Annotated in this window: 13 protein-coding genes; 7 read left to right on the forward strand and 6 right to left on the reverse strand. The window is 71.3% G+C overall.

Going from position 1 to position 15351, the window contains the following annotated elements; translation table 11 throughout:
* Positions 1-1429, reverse strand: a 1429-nt coding sequence (locus OUY22_RS30260; RefSeq protein WP_270158617.1) for an MFS transporter, incomplete at its 3' end; no start/stop codon positions are given.
* A gap of 55 nt (positions 1430-1484) precedes the next feature.
* Here OUY22_RS30260 and OUY22_RS30265 point away from each other — a divergent pair.
* The 4 genes from OUY22_RS30265 (at position 1485) to OUY22_RS30280 (ending at position 6016) form a co-directional block, all read left to right on the forward strand.
* Positions 1485-2189, forward strand: a complete 705-nt coding sequence (locus tag OUY22_RS30265; protein WP_270158618.1) for a TetR/AcrR family transcriptional regulator C-terminal domain-containing protein — start codon at positions 1485-1487, stop codon at positions 2187-2189.
* A 13-nt stretch (positions 2190-2202) separates the two neighbouring features.
* A complete protein-coding gene (locus OUY22_RS30270; protein WP_270158619.1) occupies positions 2203-3822 on the forward strand; it encodes an AMP-binding protein in 1620 nt (539 codons plus the stop codon).
* A 65-nt stretch (positions 3823-3887) separates the two neighbouring features.
* Positions 3888-5507 carry a PucR family transcriptional regulator gene (locus OUY22_RS30275; protein WP_270158620.1) on the forward strand — a complete coding sequence of 540 codons (1620 nt, stop codon included), beginning with the start codon at positions 3888-3890 and terminating at the stop codon, positions 5505-5507.
* Between the two features lie 53 nt (positions 5508-5560).
* Complete coding sequence (locus OUY22_RS30280) at positions 5561-6016, forward strand: GNAT family N-acetyltransferase (protein WP_270158621.1); 456 nt, start codon at positions 5561-5563, stop codon at positions 6014-6016.
* On the opposite strand, the gene trpS is transcribed toward OUY22_RS30280, so the two are convergent.
* Complete coding sequence (gene trpS, locus OUY22_RS30285; RefSeq protein ID WP_270158622.1) at positions 6013-6975, reverse strand: tryptophan--tRNA ligase; 963 nt, start codon at positions 6973-6975, stop codon at positions 6013-6015. The two genes, OUY22_RS30280 and trpS, sit on opposite strands and share 4 nt — an antisense overlap.
* 277 nt (positions 6976-7252) lie before the next feature.
* Between trpS and OUY22_RS30290 the strand changes: the two genes are divergently transcribed.
* A complete protein-coding gene (locus tag OUY22_RS30290; RefSeq protein ID WP_270158623.1) occupies positions 7253-8728 on the forward strand; it encodes a phosphodiester glycosidase family protein in 1476 nt (491 codons plus the stop codon).
* A gap of 102 nt (positions 8729-8830) precedes the next feature.
* On the opposite strand, the gene OUY22_RS30295 is transcribed toward OUY22_RS30290, so the two are convergent.
* Genes OUY22_RS30295 through OUY22_RS30310 form a run of 4 tightly spaced genes read right to left on the reverse strand, consistent with a single transcriptional unit; the run spans position 8831 to position 12799 of the window.
* Positions 8831-10366 carry an MFS transporter gene (locus OUY22_RS30295; RefSeq protein ID WP_270158624.1) on the reverse strand — a complete coding sequence of 512 codons (1536 nt, stop codon included), beginning with the start codon at positions 10364-10366 and terminating at the stop codon, positions 8831-8833.
* Positions 10367-10386: 20 nt separating this feature from the next.
* Positions 10387-11535 carry a thiolase C-terminal domain-containing protein gene (locus tag OUY22_RS30300; RefSeq protein ID WP_270158629.1) on the reverse strand — a complete coding sequence of 383 codons (1149 nt, stop codon included), beginning with the start codon at positions 11533-11535 and terminating at the stop codon, positions 10387-10389.
* A 5-nt stretch (positions 11536-11540) separates the two neighbouring features.
* Positions 11541-11951, reverse strand: a complete 411-nt coding sequence (locus OUY22_RS30305) for a Zn-ribbon domain-containing OB-fold protein (RefSeq protein ID WP_270158625.1) — start codon at positions 11949-11951, stop codon at positions 11541-11543.
* The gene (locus OUY22_RS30310; protein WP_270158626.1) at positions 11948-12799 is read right to left on the reverse strand and encodes a MaoC/PaaZ C-terminal domain-containing protein; all 852 of its coding nucleotides are present in this window, start codon (positions 12797-12799) and stop codon (positions 11948-11950) included. Before OUY22_RS30310 ends, OUY22_RS30305 begins: the two co-directional genes overlap by 4 nt.
* Positions 12800-12906: 107 nt before the next feature.
* On the opposite strand from OUY22_RS30310, the gene OUY22_RS30315 reads away from it, so the two are divergent.
* Both OUY22_RS30315 and OUY22_RS30320 read left to right on the forward strand, forming a co-directional pair.
* Complete coding sequence (locus OUY22_RS30315; protein WP_270158627.1) at positions 12907-13566, forward strand: TetR/AcrR family transcriptional regulator; 660 nt, start codon at positions 12907-12909, stop codon at positions 13564-13566.
* Positions 13567-13733: 167 nt separating this feature from the next.
* Positions 13734-15266: an acyl-CoA synthetase gene (locus OUY22_RS30320; protein ID WP_333486816.1), complete on the forward strand. Its 1533-nt coding sequence runs from the start codon at positions 13734-13736 to the stop codon at positions 15264-15266.
* Positions 15267-15351 lie beyond the last annotated feature (85 nt).

Consider the following 15351-nt stretch of genomic DNA (forward strand, 5'->3'; position numbering starts at 1 on the left):
CCGCGGCGGGCGCCTGGGGGCGCAGCAGGGCGGCGGCCACCACCGCCGCCGCGACACAGAACGCGGCCCCGACCCACGACCCGACGTGCATGGCCGTGGTGAAGGCGGCTCCCGCCTGGTCCGCCAGGGCGGACGACTGGATCGCCACCCCGACGGACTCCCTGGCCGCCTCCGGCGCCGAGGCGGGCATCTGCCCGGTGTAGACCCCGGCCAGCACGCTGCCCAGCACGGCGATGCTCAGCGCCAGGCCGACCTGCTGCACGGTGTCGTTCATGGCGGCGCCGACGCCGGCCCGGTCCAGCGGGATGGCGTTCATCAGCGAGGTGTACGCCGACGGTCCGGCCAGCCCGCCGCCCACGCCCATGACGACCAGGGCGACGAGCAGGGACGGGTAGCCGGTGGTGGTCGCCATGACGGCGAATCCTCCGGCCATGACCAGCAGCCCGCCGCTCACCAGGGCCCGGTTGCCGACCTTCTTGCCGAGCCCGGCGCCGACCCCGTTGAAGACGGCCGCCGCCACGGCGTACGGCAGCATGGCCAGCCCGGCGACCACCTCCTCGTACCCGAGCACGAACTGCAGGTACTGGGTGAGCATGAACATCACGGCGCCGGCCCCGAAGGCCATCAGCAGGATGGACATCGACGCGCCGCTGAAGTTGCGGTCGCGGAACAGGAACAGCGGCAGCATCGGCTCCGCACGCCGCCGTTCCCAGAGCACGAAGGCGGCCAGCGCGGCCACCGAGACCGCGATGACGGCCCAGTCGAGCTCGCGCTCGATGATGACGTAGACCGCGGCCGTCAGTCCGGTGCTCGACAGCGCCACGCCGACCGGGTCGAGCCTGCGGGCCGGTCCGCGCGTCTCGGGCATCAGGACCAGGGCGGCCACGATGGCCAGCGCCGCGATCGGGATGTTCATCAGGAAGACCGAGCCCCACCAGTAGCTCTGCAACAGGAAGCCGCCGAGCGTGGGGCCGATGATCACGCTGACCATGGCGACCCCGCCCCAGACGGCCATGGCGGTGCGCCGCTCCTCGGCGTCGAAGACGGCCATCAGGATGGAGAGCGTCGACGGCATCAGGATGGCCCCGCCGACGCCCATGAGCGCGCGGGCGGCGATGAGCTGCCACGGCTCGGCGGCGAGGACGGCGGCCACCGACGCCCCGCCGAACAGGGCCAGGCCGATGATCAGGAACCGGCGTCGGCCGAACCGGTCCGACAGGCTCCCCGCCGTCAGCAGCAGCCCGGCGAAGGCCAGCACGTAGACGTCCAGGATCCACTGGACGTCGGAGGGGGTGGCCCCGAGTTCCTCGATCAGCGAGGGGATGGCCAGGTTGAGGATGGTGCCGTCCACCGACAGCACCATCAGCGAGAGGCAGAGGACGACGAGCACCCACCAGCGCCGGGGGTCTCGTACAGCGTTCGATTCCACTCGCACACTGTACGAGACAACTCGTACAGTGTGCGAGGGGTTTTAAGCTAGAGACATGACCGGCAAGCAGTTCTCCTCCGTGTGGATGCGCGAGCCCCGGCCGGCCAGGACCCCGGGCCGCAGCCGCGAGGAGATCGTGCGCGCCGCGATGGAGCTGCTCGACGCCGAAGGGCTCGACGGGCTGAGCATGCGCAAGCTCGGCGCGAAGCTCGACGCGGGCGCGACCAGCCTCTACTGGTACGTGGCCAACAAGCACGAACTGCTGGAGCTGGTCTACGACGAGATCTGGGGCGAGATGACGGTCCCGCCGCCCGAGGAGACGAAGTGGTGGCGCCAGACGGCGCGGGCCTTCGCCCTCAGCATGCGCGAGGTCATCCTGCGCCATCCCTGGTCGGCCGGGCTCATCGGGCGCACGCCCGCCCTCGGGCCCAACGCGCTGGAGGTCGCCGGCCGGCTCAGCCGGGCCTTCAAGGGCGCCGGTTTCCGCGGGCTGGAGATCGACTACGCGGCCTCCACGCTCACCGCCTTCGTATTGGGCACCACGATCCCCGAGGTGGCCTACAACGAGGCGATGGCCGAGGACCCCCTCGACGAGGAGAGCATGCGCGCGGCGGTCGAGCGGGCCTCAGCCGGCCACCCCGACCTGCTGGAACGCCTGCGCGAGAGCAAACCGGCCGACACGACCGAGGTGCGCGAGATGATGTTCGCCTTCGGGCTCGCGGCGGTGCTCGATGGCCTTGAGGCGAGGCTGACGACGTAGCAGGATCCGGAGCATGAGCGATTTCCGAGCCGCGCGCGACTTCCTGCTCCAGGCCGACCACGCCACCGCTCGCCGGGAGTTCCGGTGGCCGGAGCTGGGCGAGTTCAACTGGGCGCTCGACTGGTTCGACGCCGTGCTGGCCGCCGAGACCCCCGACCGGATCGCCCTCAAGATCACCGGCAGGGTCTCGTACACCTTCGCCGAGCTGTCCGCGCGCTCCAGCCGGGTGGCCAACTGGCTGCACGAGCAGGGCGTGCGGCGCGGCGACCGGATCCTGCTCATGCTCGGCAACCAGCCCGAGCTGTGGGAGTCGCTGCTGGCCGCGATGAAGCTGGGCGCGGTCGTCATCCCGGCCACCACGCTGCTGACCCGCAAGGACGTGGCCGAGCGGGTCGAGCGCGGCGGGGTGTCCCACGTGATCGCCAACGCCGAGGACGCGGGCAAGTTCAGCGGCGGCCCGTACACCAGGATCGCGATCGGCGACGCGTACGGCTGGCTGCCCTACCACGAGTCCACCCAGGCGTCCGAGCGGTTCACGCCCGACGGGCCCACACACGCGGGCGACACGCTGCTGCTCTACTTCACCTCCGGCACGACCTCGCAGCCCAAGCTGGTCGAGCACACCCACGCCTCCTATCCCGCGGGCCACCTGTCGACCATGTACTGGATCGGCGTCCGGCCCGGCGACGTGCACCTCAACGTGTCCTCCCCCGGCTGGGCCAAGCACGCCTGGAGCAACGTGTTCGCGCCGTGGAACGCGGGGGCGACCGTGCTCGTCCACGACTACCAGCGCTTCTCCGCCCCGGAGCTGCTGCGGGTGCTGCGCGACGAGGGCGTCGACACCTTCTGCGCGCCGCCGACCGTCTGGCGGATGCTCATCCAGGAGGACCTGACGGCCTGGCGGGTGCCGCTGCGCGAAGCCGTGGCCGCGGGTGAGCCGCTCAACCCGGAGATCATCGACCAGGTGGCCAAGGCGTGGGGCCTGACGATCAGGGACGGCTACGGGCAGACGGAGACGACCGCGCAGATCGGCAACGTGCCCGGCGAGCCGGTCAAGCCGGGCTCGATGGGACGGCCGCTGCCGGGGTACGAGATCGCGCTGCTCGATCCGGAGAGCGGGGAGCCGGGGGACGACGGGGAGATCTGCATCCCGCTGGCGGACCGCCCCCTCGGCCTCATGTCCGGATATGTCGCCGGATCTGGTGAAGCGATGCGTGACGGGTACTACCACACGGGCGACATGGCCTCCCGCGACGCCGACGGCTACATCACCTACGTCGGCAGGACCGACGACGTGTTCAAGGCCTCCGACTACCGCATCTCCCCGTTCGAGCTGGAGAGCGTGCTGCTGGAGCACCCGGCCGTGGCGGAGGCGGCGGTGGTGCCCGCGCCCGACCCCGTGCGGCTGGCCGTGCCCAAGGCGTACGTGACGCTCGCGCCTGACGCCGAGCCCGACGACGCGACCGCCCGGTCGATCTTCGAGCACTGCCGCCGCGAACTGGCCCCGTTCAAGCGGGTGCGCCGGCTGGAGTTCGCCGAGCTGCCCAAGACGATCTCGGGCAAGATCCGGCGCGTGGAGCTGCGCGAACAGAGCCCGGAGCGGGAGTTCCGCGAAGAGGATCTCTTCTCCTGATCACCTGCCAGTCTGTCAAGAGAAGCCGGTCCTGACTTACATGCTGATCGGATAAGCTCGGCGGCGTGCTGCCCACCATCGCCGACATCCTCGACCTGGAGACGGTCCGTCGCGGCAGCCCGCGCGTGGTGGCGGGCGCCGACCGGCTCGACACCAAGGTGCGCTGGGTGCACGTCGGCGAGATCGCCGACATCGCCCAGCTGCTGCGCGGCGGCGAGCTGGTGCTCACCACCGGCGTGGCGCTCCCCGACGACCCCGGCGAGCTGGCCGACTACATCGCCGCGCTGTCCTCGGTCGGGGCCTCCGGCCTGGTCGTCGAGCTGGGCCGCAGGTTCGTCCGCGAGCTGCCCGCCGCCGTGGTCAAGTCCGCCGAGGAGCACGGCCTGCCGGTCATCGTGCTCACCCGCGAGACCCCGTTCGTGCAGATCACCGAGGCCGTCCACGCCCGCATCATCGACATCCAGCTGGAGGAGCTGCGCGCCTCCGAGCAGCTCCACGAGGTGTTCACCGAGCTGTCGGTCGAGGGCGCCTCCCCCGCCGAGGTGCTGGCCCAGGTGGCCAGGCTGTCGGGCCGCCCGGTCCTGCTGGAGAACCTCGCCCACCAGGTGCTGGCCTGCGAGTCGGCCGGGCGCGACACCGGCTCGCTGCTGGCCGGCTGGGAGAGCAGGTCCCGCGCCGTCTCCCCCGCCGAGCGCACCGCGTACGACTCCGCGTCCGGCTGGCTGGTCACCACCGTCGGCGCGCGGGGGCAGGACTGGGGGCGGCTGATCCTGCTGTGCGACCGCAGGCCGTCACCGCGCGACCTGGTCCTGGCCGAGCGCGCCGCCACCACGCTCGCCCTGGGGCGGCTGCTGGAGCGCCACCAGGAGTCGCTGGAGCGCCAGGCGCACGGCACGATCATCACCGGCATCCTCACCCACGCCTACTCCGACCCCGAGGAGGCCGCGGCCCGCGCCCGCGCGGTCGGCGTGCCCCTCACCGGCCGCAAGCTGGTCAGCGTGGTGATCCGGCCGACCGACGTGACCGACCAGGCGCTCGACGGGCCGGCCGAGCTGGGCGAACTGGCCGAGTCCGCCGCCGCGGCCTGCCGCGACGCCCGGCTGCCGGCCCTGGTGGGCGCGCTCGACCAGGACCGGGTGGGCGTCCTGCTGCCGCTCCCGCCGCGCGCGCACGCCGAGCCCGCCCTCACGGCGCTCTCCGAGCGCCTGCGCGAGCTGTGGAAGCACGGGACGGCCTTCGTGCTCGCCGCCGGCTCGGTGGTGGAGTCCATCCGCGACGTACGGCGCAGCTTCCTGGAGGCGGAGCAGGTCGCCGACGTGGCGGTCCGCCAGCCGGACGGCCGGCCCTTCTACCGGCTGCCCGACCTGCGCCTGCGCGGGCTGCTCCACCTGCTGCGCGACGACGCCAGACTGCAGACCTTCGCCGAGCGCGAGCTGGGCGGGCTGCTCGCGCACGACGCCCAGCGGGGCGGCGACCTGGCCCGCATCCTGCGCATCTACCTCGACGCGGGCCGCAACAAGGCGGTGGCGGCGCAGAAGGCCCATCTGTCGAGGCCCGCCTTCTACGACCGGCTGCGCCGCCTGGAGCGCATCCTGGAGACCGACCTCGACGACGTCGAGTCCTGCCTGTCGCTGCACGTCGCGCTGCTGGCGCTGGAGTCGTTCCGGCGCGAGCACCAGCGCTAGCCCGCGATCAATCCGGATGCGCCCCAGGAGCTCGGCCTCATAGCCTCGGCCCTATGAGCGACCGCGCCTTCGTCCCCGACGACTTCGTCGTCCCCGCGCCCCCGGCCACCCCGCGGTTCCGTCTGGAACCCCTGGGTCCCCAGCACAACGCCGCCGACCACGCCGCCTGGACCAGCAGCATCGAGCACATCCGCGCGACGCCGGGCTTCCCGGACGGGAAGTGGCCTCCCGTGGACGGCATGTCCCTGGAGGCCAACCTCGCCGACCTGCGGCGCCACGCGGACGACTTCGCCCGGCGCCGCGGCTTCACCTACACCGTCCTGGACAGGGACGGCGACGTGATCGGATGCGTCTACATCTACCCCTCCACGGGCGACGCCCACGACGCCGAGGTGTCCTCCTGGGTCCGGGCCGACCGGGCCGACCTGGACGTGCCCCTGTACGAAGCCGTGACAGCCTGGCTGTCCGCGCACTGGCCCTTCAGGGCGCTCAGCTACCACCCGCGCTAGAAACCCATCGCCGCGCGCACCTCGTCGAGGGTGACCACGGCCCGTTCGCGGGCCCGCCGGTTGCCCTCCGCCAGGATCTCCCGCGCCTCGGCCTCGTCGTGCTCCTTCCTGCGCTTCCTGATCGGCCGCAGGAAGTCGTTGACCGCGTCCGTGGTCAGCCGCTTCAGCGCGGAGGCTCCCCCGTAGCCGATCTCGTCGGCGAGCTCCGCGGGCGGACGGCCGAGACAGAGGGAGGCGATCATCAGCAGGTTGGCCACCTGCGGGCGGTTCTCCTCGTCGTAGGTGATCAGGCGCTCGGAGTCGGTGCGCGCCTTGCGGATGAGCGCCGCCGTCTCGTCCTCGGTGGCCGACAGCGCGATCGCGTTGCCCCGGCTCTTGCTCATCTTGCCGCCGTCCAGGCCCTGGAGCAGCGGCCGGTCGCCGAGCATGGCCTCGGGGACGGGGAAGACGCGGCCGTAGCGCTCGTTGAAGCGCCGCGCGATCGTCCGGGTGACCTCCAGGTGCGGCAGCTGATCCTTGCCCACCGGCACCAGCGTGCCCTTGCAGAACAGGATGTCGGCCGCCTGGTGCACCGGATAGGTGAACATCAGCCCGCTGACCGCCTTCTGGCTGCTGTGCGCGATCTCGTCCTTGACCGTGGGGTTGCGGCTCAGCTCCGACACCGTCACCAGGCTCAGGAACGGCAGCAACAACTGGTTGAGCTCGGGCACGGCGCTGTGCTGGAAGATCGTGACCTTGGCCGGGTCGAGCCCCACGGCGAGGTAGTCCAGCAGCAGTTCGGTGATGTTGCGCTGGATCTCGCCCGGCAGGTCCCGGTCGGTGATCACCTGGTAGTCGGCGACCAGCACATAGGTCGGGTACCGGTCCTGCAGCCGGACGCGGTTGGCCAGGGAGCCGAAGTAGTGGCCGATATGGAGCGGCCCGGTGGGGCGGTCTCCGGTGAGCACGGTGTGTGCCATGGTCTCTCCTCGGGAGAATCGGTCGATGCCGTCCGGAGGGATCCCCGCGCCCGGGGCCGCCCTGAGGACGGCCCTGTCGCATGCGAGGTCAGCGGCCGTCTCGCGGCCACCACCACATGCCGATGCGCTTCACCCGTCCATTCTAGGCGAGGGTCGACTCACCAGTCGGGGCGTATGTCAATCTCGTAACCTCTGCAGGCGTTTGGCGCGTTCTCCTGACCGAAGCACCTTGATCAGTCAGGATGGGGCGGTCCCGTTCCGCCCTCATGGAGTTCGCATGTCTCGACGCACCCTCGTCGCCGGCCTGGCCATGGCCACGACGATCACGGGCCTCGCCGTGCCCGGCGCCGCAGCCGAGCAGGCGGCGGTGAAGTTCCCGTCATCCAAGTTCCCGCTCGGCACCCGGTCCGTCACCACCAAGACCATGACGAGCGTGGCCTCGGGCATCGACCTGTACGACGTGCGGGCCGGCTCGTCCACCGACGGCTACACCGTCACCGTGCTCATGCCGAACGGCCGCGACGCCGGAACCCGCGAGGCCGCCGAGGCCACGCTGGCCGCGGTCGAGGCGACCGGTGAGGTCGCCAGCATGCAGCGGCTGGTGCGCCCCCAGGTCGCCGACGCCGCCGAGCAGGAGCTGTTCATGGTCCGGGTGGGCCTGTGGTCCTTCAAGCAGCGGGCCAAGGCCGACGCGACGGCCAAGCGGCTCAAGAAGGCCGGCCTGAAGATCAAGGTCGACTACCTCGGCGACGACGGTCTCAAGACCACCGGTCCCTGGCACGCCCAGGTGCTCACCATCGACGCCCGCGCCTTCCGCGGCTCGTACGGGGCCTCGCTCGGCACCAGCGTGGCCAAGCGTGAGACGCTCTCCTCGATGGCCAGGCGGGACGGCGCGATCGCGGCCGTCAACGGCGGCTTCTTCAACATCCACACCGCCAAGGAGCTGCGCGGCGAGCCGGTCGGCGCCTCGGTCGTCGCGGGCAGGCTGCTCAGCGAGGCGGTCCCCGGCCGCTCGGCGATCGTGCTGCGCGGCCGTACCGCCAGGATCACCGAGTTGCGGACCACGATCACGGCGATCTCGCAGGACGGCGCCAAGCACCCGATCGCCGGCGTCAACCGCGCGGCCGTGCCCGGCGAGCTCGTCCTCTACACCGAGGAGTACGGCGCCAAGACCCCCGCGGCCGACGGCGCCGACGTGGTCATCGACGCCAACGGCCGGGTCGAGGCGGTCCGCGCGCCCGGCGCGGCCGTGCCGAAGGGCAAGCGGGTGCTCCACGGCGCGGGCGAGGCCGCCATGTGGCTGAACGAGCACCTCTGGCAGGGCTGGACCGTCAAGATCGACACCAAGGTGCGCGACCTGCGCAAGGGCCGGAACCTCCAGCTCACCCCTGACCTGCACGTCGTGGCGGGCGGCGTGGGGCTGGTCCGCAACGGCCGCACCCAGATCACCGCCAGGCGCGACGGCCACGACTCGCTCAACATGATCCTGCGCCGCCACCCGCGCACCCTCGCCGGCACCACCCGCGACGGGAGCCTGATCCTGGCCACGATCGACGGCCGCCGGCCGGGCGTCACCGTGGGGGCGAACTTCATCGAGGCCGCCCAGTTCATGCGCTGGCTCGGCGCCACCCAGGCGATCAACCTGGACGGCGGCGGGTCGACGGCCATGGTGGTGAAGAACAAGGTCGTCAACCAGCCGTCCGACGGCCGCGAACGCGCCGTCGGCGACGCCCTGCTCGTCCTCCCCCGCTGACCAACCGCCCAGCCGGAAAGCGGTCGCGGAAACCCCCACGGGAGACCAGACCCTGGGAGACCGGCCCCGGAAACCGGACGGGCCGCTCAGCCGTCCTCGGCGCTACTCCGTACGCCGGGGGCCTGGTTCGCCGGGGGTGCCGGCGACGTCCAGCGCGGCGTCGCCGGCGAGCGGGCTCGCAGCCTTCCCCGGGAGCCGCGTGCCGGTGTCAGGGCGCCCCGGCGTGAGCTGACGGTCGGCGCCCGGCCAGGCGGCCCGGCGCCTGGGCAGGAACACGGAGAGAATCATGCCGGCGGTCGCCGCGACCGCCGAGATGATCAGCGCGATCTCCAGCCCGCCACGCGAGGGCAGCGTGGCCGTGCCCAGCCGGACCGTCTGCGCGGCCAGCACGGCGCCGATCACCGCGCTGGCCATGGACGTGCCGATGGAGCGCATGAGCGAGTTGAAGCCGTTGGCCGCCGCCGTCTCCGAGGTCGGCACCGCGCTCATGATCGAGGCCGGCATGGCGGCGTAGCCGAGACCGGCCCCGGCCGAGACGATGGTGGCGGCCAGCACGACGTGCCACACCTCCGTCATCAGCAGCAGCGCGGTGACGTAGCCGGAGACGGCGAGCAGCGCGCCCAGGATGAGGGTCACCTTGGGCCCGTACGCGCCGGTGACGCGGGCCGAGACGGGCGAGAGCACGATCATCATGCCGCCGCCCACCGCCATGCACAGCCCGGCGTCGAACAGGCTCAGCCCGAGCCCGTAGCCGGAGCCGGCCGGCGCCTGGAGCACCTGGGGGAAGACCAGCTGGGTGCCGAACATGGCGAAGCCGAACGCGATGGAGGCCAGGTTCGTGAGCAGCACCTCGCGGCGGGTGGTCGTGCGCAGGTCGACCAGCGGATTGCCGACCCGCAGCTCCGCCCATCCCCACAGCGGCAGGATCACCGCCGCCGCGGCGAACAGGCCCAGGGTCAGCGGGCTCGTCCATCCCCAGGTGCCGCCCTTGCTGATGGGCAGCAGCAGGCAGATCAGGCCGGCCGACAGCCCGGCCACGCCGGCGAAGTCGAACCGCCCTCCCGTCCGCAGCGGCGAGTCCGGCACCAGGGCGAGGGTCAGGACCAGGCCCATCACCCCCATGCCGGCCGAGACCAGGAAGAGCACGTGCCAGTTGGCGTACTGGGCGACGACGGCGCCGAGCGGCAGCCCGATCGCGCCGCCGGCGCCCATGGTGGCGCTCATCAGCGCCATGGCGGACCCCATCCGGCTGGGCGGGAGCAGGTCGCGCATGATGCTGATGCCGAGCGGGATCACGCCGACCGCGCAGCCCTGGAGCGTACGGCCGAGCACGACGAGAGGCAGCGCGCTGGTGAGGGCGCAGATCGCCGACCCGACGACCATCAACGCGAGGCTGATCACCATCATGCGGCGCTTGCCGTACATGTCTCCCAGCCGGCCGCTCACCGGGGTGAACACCGCCGACGCCAGCAGCGTGGAGGTGATCACCCAGGACGCGTCCTCCGCAGAGGCCGACACCAGCCGCGGCAGGTCGGGGATGATGGGCACCACCAGGGTGAACATCATCGACACGACCATGCCGCTGAAGGCCAGGGCGGCGGTGACGACGCCGCTCGACTTTCCGGGAGGAAGAGGCATCGGCGCCGGACTCCATTCGGTCAAGATGTGCGGTTTGACAGGATAAGACTGCCGGATGCCGCGAAGAAGATCCCCACCCCCTGGACGAAACTGACCTCCACGTCCGGCACCTGCGCCGCCGCCTCGCCCCGCAACTGCCTGACGGCCTCCTGGATGGCGAACATCCCGTACATGCCGGTGTGCGTGTACGACAGCCCGCCGCCGTTGGTGTTCGTCGGCAGGCTGCCGCCGGGGACGGTGTGGCCGTCCGCGACGAACGCCCCCGACTCGCCCCTGCCGACGAACCCGAGATCCTCCAGCCCGTAGAGGGGCAGGTGCGCGAACGCGTCGTAGATCATCAGATGGTCGACGTCCCTGTGGCCGAGGCCGGCCGTGCGGAACGCCTCGCCGCTGGAGCGGCGGAACGCCTGGAAGGAGCCCAGGTCCTCCATCTGGGAGACCATCGCGGCCTCGGTGGCCTCGCCGGACCCCAGCAGGTAGACGGCCCGGTCACCGCGCGGCAGGTCGGCGGCGCGCTCCGCACTGGTCAGCACCAGGGCGCCGCCGCCGTCGGTGACCACACAGCACATGTCCCGGGTGAACGGGTAGGCGATCTCCGGAGCCTGCAGCACCTCGTCCACCGTGACGATGTCGCGCCGCAGCGCCCGCGGGTTCTTCACCGCCCATTCCCGCTGCGCGACGACGACCCGGGCCAGGTCCTCCCGGCCCATGCCGCGATCGTGCAGGAAGCGCAGGGCGGGGACGGTGAAGGTGGCGTACGGGGTGATGGCCCCGTACGGCGCCTCGAACTGCCCGGCGGGCGTCTCGTTCTGCCCGCCCCACTGCCGCGCGCCCACCCGGGACCGGCCGGACTCGCCGTGGGTGATGAGCACGACGTCGGCCGCGCCGGCCGCGATGGCCGCCGCCGCGTGCCGGACGTGCAGCAGGAAGCTGCAGCCGCCGACCATGGTGCCGTCCGCCCAGCGCGGGTTGATGCCCAGGTGGTGCGCCACGTCCAGGGCCAGCGGCCCGGCGGTCGCCACGCCGTCGACGTCGGCGGGGGTGAGCCCGGCGTCGCGCAGCGCGTTCAGGCCCGCCTCGGCGTGCAGCTGGAGCATCGAGGTGTTCGGCAGCGTGCCGATCTCTTCGGTCTCGGCCGCGCCGACGATCGCGATCCGGCCGCCGTGCATGCTGGTCACGCGCCTTCCTCCTCGGGCTGGAAAACCGGCAGCACGGTGCCGCCGCGCTCCTCGAACGTCACCCGGAGCCGCAGGTCCAGGGGCAGGTTCTCCGGTGCGGGCTCGACGCCCACCACGTTGGTCATGAGCCGCGGCCCCTCGTCGAGCTCCACCAGGGCGATCACCGGCGAGACGTCCTCGAAGCCCGGCATGGGCCGCCTGTTGATCACGTACGAGACGAGCCGCGCCCGGCCGGACACCCGCACCCAGCTGACGTCGGAGGAGGCGCAGTAGCGGCAGAACGGGCGCGGGTAGAAGTAGTGCCTGCCGCACGAGGCGCACCGCTGCACGCGCAGCTCACCCTTTCTGGCGGCCTCCCAGTACGGGGCCGTCTCGGGGGTCGGCCTGGGCATGAAGTTCTTGATCACACCGTCCTCCGGGTGAACGTGCCGCGGTCCAGCACGACCTTGCCGGCCACCGCGGTCTGGAAGAGCCAGGTGTCGCCCTCGTCCCACAGCGCCACCGTCAGCTCCTGCCCGGGGAACACCGGGGAGGCGAAGCGGGCCGACATGGTGCCGAACACCTCGGGGTCGGACTCGCACGCGGTGTGCAGCAGCGCCCGGCCGGTGAAGCCGAACGTGCACAGCCCGTGCAGGATCGGCCGGTCGAACCCGGCCTTCTCGGCGAGCCAGGGGTCGGAGTGCAAGGGGTTGCGGTCACCGCTCAGCCGGTAGAGCAGCGCCTGGTCGGGCCGGGTGCGGTAGCTGACGACGTGGTCCGGCTCCCGCGCGGGCCGTTCCCAGGCCGCGGCGGACCCGCGATCCCCGCCGAAACCGCCCTCGCCGCGGATGAAGGTGCCGGTGCTGGACTCGGCGAGCACCTTCCCCGACGCGGCGTCCATGATCGTCGACTCCAGGACGGCGATGGCGTTGGGCCCCTTGTCGTAGAAGGCGGCCACGCGGCTCCTGGTCACCGTGGACCCTTCGGGGGGCAGCGCGCCGTGCAAGGTGATCGACTGCTCGGCGTGCAGCACCTGGGCGATGTCGAAGTCGCCGAGTGGGGGCATCGAGCCGCCGGTGCCGCCGATCATCACGGCGAAGGTGGGCAGCACCTGCTGGGAGACGTCGTGTGAGTTCTCCGTCGTGAACGGCAGCTCGGTCAGCGGATCCTCGGCCCCCGCCCCCACTCCGAGCGCGTAGAGGATGGCGTCCGTCGACGTCCATCGACGTCCCGGGCCCTCCCACTCCTTGCCAGCCAGGTCCAAGTTCAGTGCCACGGAGGCTCCTTCCGTCAGGTCCTTCCAGCACCATAATCCGGACAAAGTTCGTCTGTAAATACTGCCGTCCGGTGGCGCACCGCCCGATTCCTGGCAGACTTGACCGCATGAAGCCCGCTTCGGTCACGGCGCGACCAGGACGACCACCGGACCCCGACATCGAGCCCCGCGTGCTCAACGCCACGCTGGAGATCTACGCGGAGGTCGGCTGGGCCGGGTTCACCATGGACGCCGTCGCGCGCCGGGCACGGGTGGGCAAGGCCGCCCTCTACCGCCGCTGGGAGAGCAGGGAGAAGCTGATCGTCGGAGCCCTGGCCTCGCTCACCACCCCCGTCATGACCGAGACCACCGGCTCGCTGCGGGAGGACCTCCTGGCGATGTGCGTCCGGACGCTGCGGGCCCAGCAGAGCCGCGACGGCCTGGTCGGGCTGCGGGCCCAGATCGAGGCCAAGTTCTATCCCGAGCTGTTCGGCCAGGCCATGGAAGACCTGGGGAAGCAGTGGCGGACCATGTACCGGCAGTTCGTGCTGCTCGCCATCGACCGGGGCGAGATCCCGCAGGGCACCTCGCCGGCCCTCGTGCTGGACGCGGTCAACGGCATCGTCGTCAACCACGTGCTGTCCACGCCGATCGACAAGATGCCCGCCCTTCTGGAGGACGCCCCCCGCTACGCCGAGCGGGTCGTCGACTTCGTGCTCTCCTCCATCGGCTACCGGCCCGCCGGCGGCGCGGGAGCGACCCTTGACACCGACGGGACCCCGACCTAGTTTCTGTGTTGCGGACACATTTCGTCCATAATTAGCCCGGCCTTATTGTCGCACACCTCCCCCATGAGTAATTTCGGACATTTAGTGTCCGAATCTGGTGTGCGTCTTTGGACGACTGCCGCTACGCGACAGGTCTGGAGGAACGAATGCCGCCTACCGCCCCCGACGTGACATCCGACAGTCCCGGTTTCTACGCACTGGCACTCCAGGATCCGCAGCGCATCGCCTTCATCGGCCCAGAGGGCGACCAGAGCACCTTCGGCGAGCTGGGCGCGCGGGTGAACCGCATCTCCCACGGCCTGCGGGCACTGGGCGTGGGCAACCACGACATGGTCGCCATCCTGGTGCGCAACGGCCGGGAGTACCTCGAACTCGCCCTGGCCACCCTCCAGATCGGCGCCTACATCGTGCCGATCAACACCCATCTCGCACCGCCCGAGGTCGCCTACATCGTCAAGGACAGCACCGCCAAAGTGCTCGTCGCCCACGCCGACCTGGCCGAGCATCTGGACGGCGAGGTCGGCGGCCTGCCGGCACACCGGTTCGCCATCGGCGGCGAGGTCGCGGACTGGCAGACCTACCCCGAACTCTGGAGCGACCAGCCCGAGGACCAGCCCGGCGACCGCGCCATGGGCGCGATCATGAACTACACCTCCGGCACCACCGGCCGCCCCAAGGGCGTACGCCGCCCGCTGTCCGGCCTCTCCCCCGAGCAGGAGGCGCCGCTCGCGGCCCGGCACTTCTCCACGCTCGGCTTCCGCCGGGAAGGCGTGCACCTCGTGTGCTCCCCGCTCTACCACGCCGCCCCCGGCGCGTTCGCGATCAACGCCCTGCACCTGGGCCACACCGTGGTCTGCCACCTCAAGTTCGACGCCGAGGCGGTGCTACGCGACATCGAGCGCTACAAGGTGACCACCAGCCACATGGTGCCCACCCACTTCCACCGGATGCTCCGCCTGCCCGAAGAGGTCCGCAGCCGCTACGACCTGTCCAGCATCGACAGCCTCATCCACGCCGCCGCGCCCTGCCCGGTCGAGGTCAAGAAGCAGATGATGGAGTGGGTCGGCCCCAAGCTCTACGAGTACCTCGCGGCCACCGAAGGCGGGATGTCCCAGGTCACGCCCGAGGAATGGCTGGCCAAACCGGGGACGGTCGGCCGGCCGCAACCGGGCACCACCCTGCGCATCGTCGACGAGAACGGCGACGAGGTGCCGGTCGGACAACCTGGAACGATCTATTTCAGCAACGCCGGCCAGGCCTTCGAGTACTACAACGACCCGGCCAAGACCGCCGCCGCCCGGCTCGACGGCCTGTCCACGGTCGGCGACTTCGGCTACCTGGACGAGGACGGCTACCTGTTCCTGCTCGACCGCAGGACGGACCTGATCATCTCCGGCGGGGTGAACATCTACCCGGCCGAGATCGAACAGTTCCTGATCACCCATCCCTCCGTCCAGGACATCGCGGTGATCGGCGTGCCCGACCCCGACTGGGGCCAGAGCGTGCTCGCCATCGTCCAGCCTTCACCGGGAGTCACACCCGGGGAGGCGCTGGCCGAGAAACTGCAGGCCTACTGCGCGGAAGGACTGGCCTCGTACAAGCGCCCTCGCCGGTTCGAGTTCCGCGACGACTTCCCGCGGACGGAAGCCGGCAAGCTCCAGCGCCGCAAACTGCGCGACGAGTACCTCGGAACCAGCTGACGCCTCGGAACGGCCTGAGTACCGGAGCGCCAACCGTTGGAACTCTCCCCGGAAGCGCTCCAGAAACGCGGAAAGGCCCCGAGCA

The sequence above is a fragment of the Nonomuraea corallina genome (genome assembly GCF_027620315.1).
GTDB lineage: Bacteria > Actinomycetota > Actinomycetes > Streptosporangiales > Streptosporangiaceae > Nonomuraea > Nonomuraea corallina.

Excerpts from the sequence above, each read along its gene's own strand:
- OUY22_RS30315 (WP_270158627.1), top strand. The coding sequence starts at position 12,907 with ATGAAGCCCGCTTCGGTCACGGCGCGACCAGGACGACCACCGGACCCC.
- OUY22_RS30300 (WP_270158629.1), bottom strand. The coding sequence starts at position 11,535 with ATGCACGGCGGCCGGATCGCGATCGTCGGCGCGGCCGAGACCGAAGAG.
- OUY22_RS30280 (WP_270158621.1), top strand. The coding sequence starts at position 5,561 with ATGAGCGACCGCGCCTTCGTCCCCGACGACTTCGTCGTCCCCGCGCCC.
- OUY22_RS30290 (WP_270158623.1), top strand. The coding sequence starts at position 7,253 with ATGTCTCGACGCACCCTCGTCGCCGGCCTGGCCATGGCCACGACGATC.
- OUY22_RS30265 (WP_270158618.1), top strand. The coding sequence starts at position 1,485 with ATGACCGGCAAGCAGTTCTCCTCCGTGTGGATGCGCGAGCCCCGGCCG.
- OUY22_RS30270 (WP_270158619.1), top strand. The coding sequence starts at position 2,203 with ATGAGCGATTTCCGAGCCGCGCGCGACTTCCTGCTCCAGGCCGACCAC.
- trpS (WP_270158622.1), bottom strand. The coding sequence starts at position 6,975 with ATGGCACACACCGTGCTCACCGGAGACCGCCCCACCGGGCCGCTCCAT.
- OUY22_RS30295 (WP_270158624.1), bottom strand. The coding sequence starts at position 10,366 with ATGCCTCTTCCTCCCGGAAAGTCGAGCGGCGTCGTCACCGCCGCCCTG.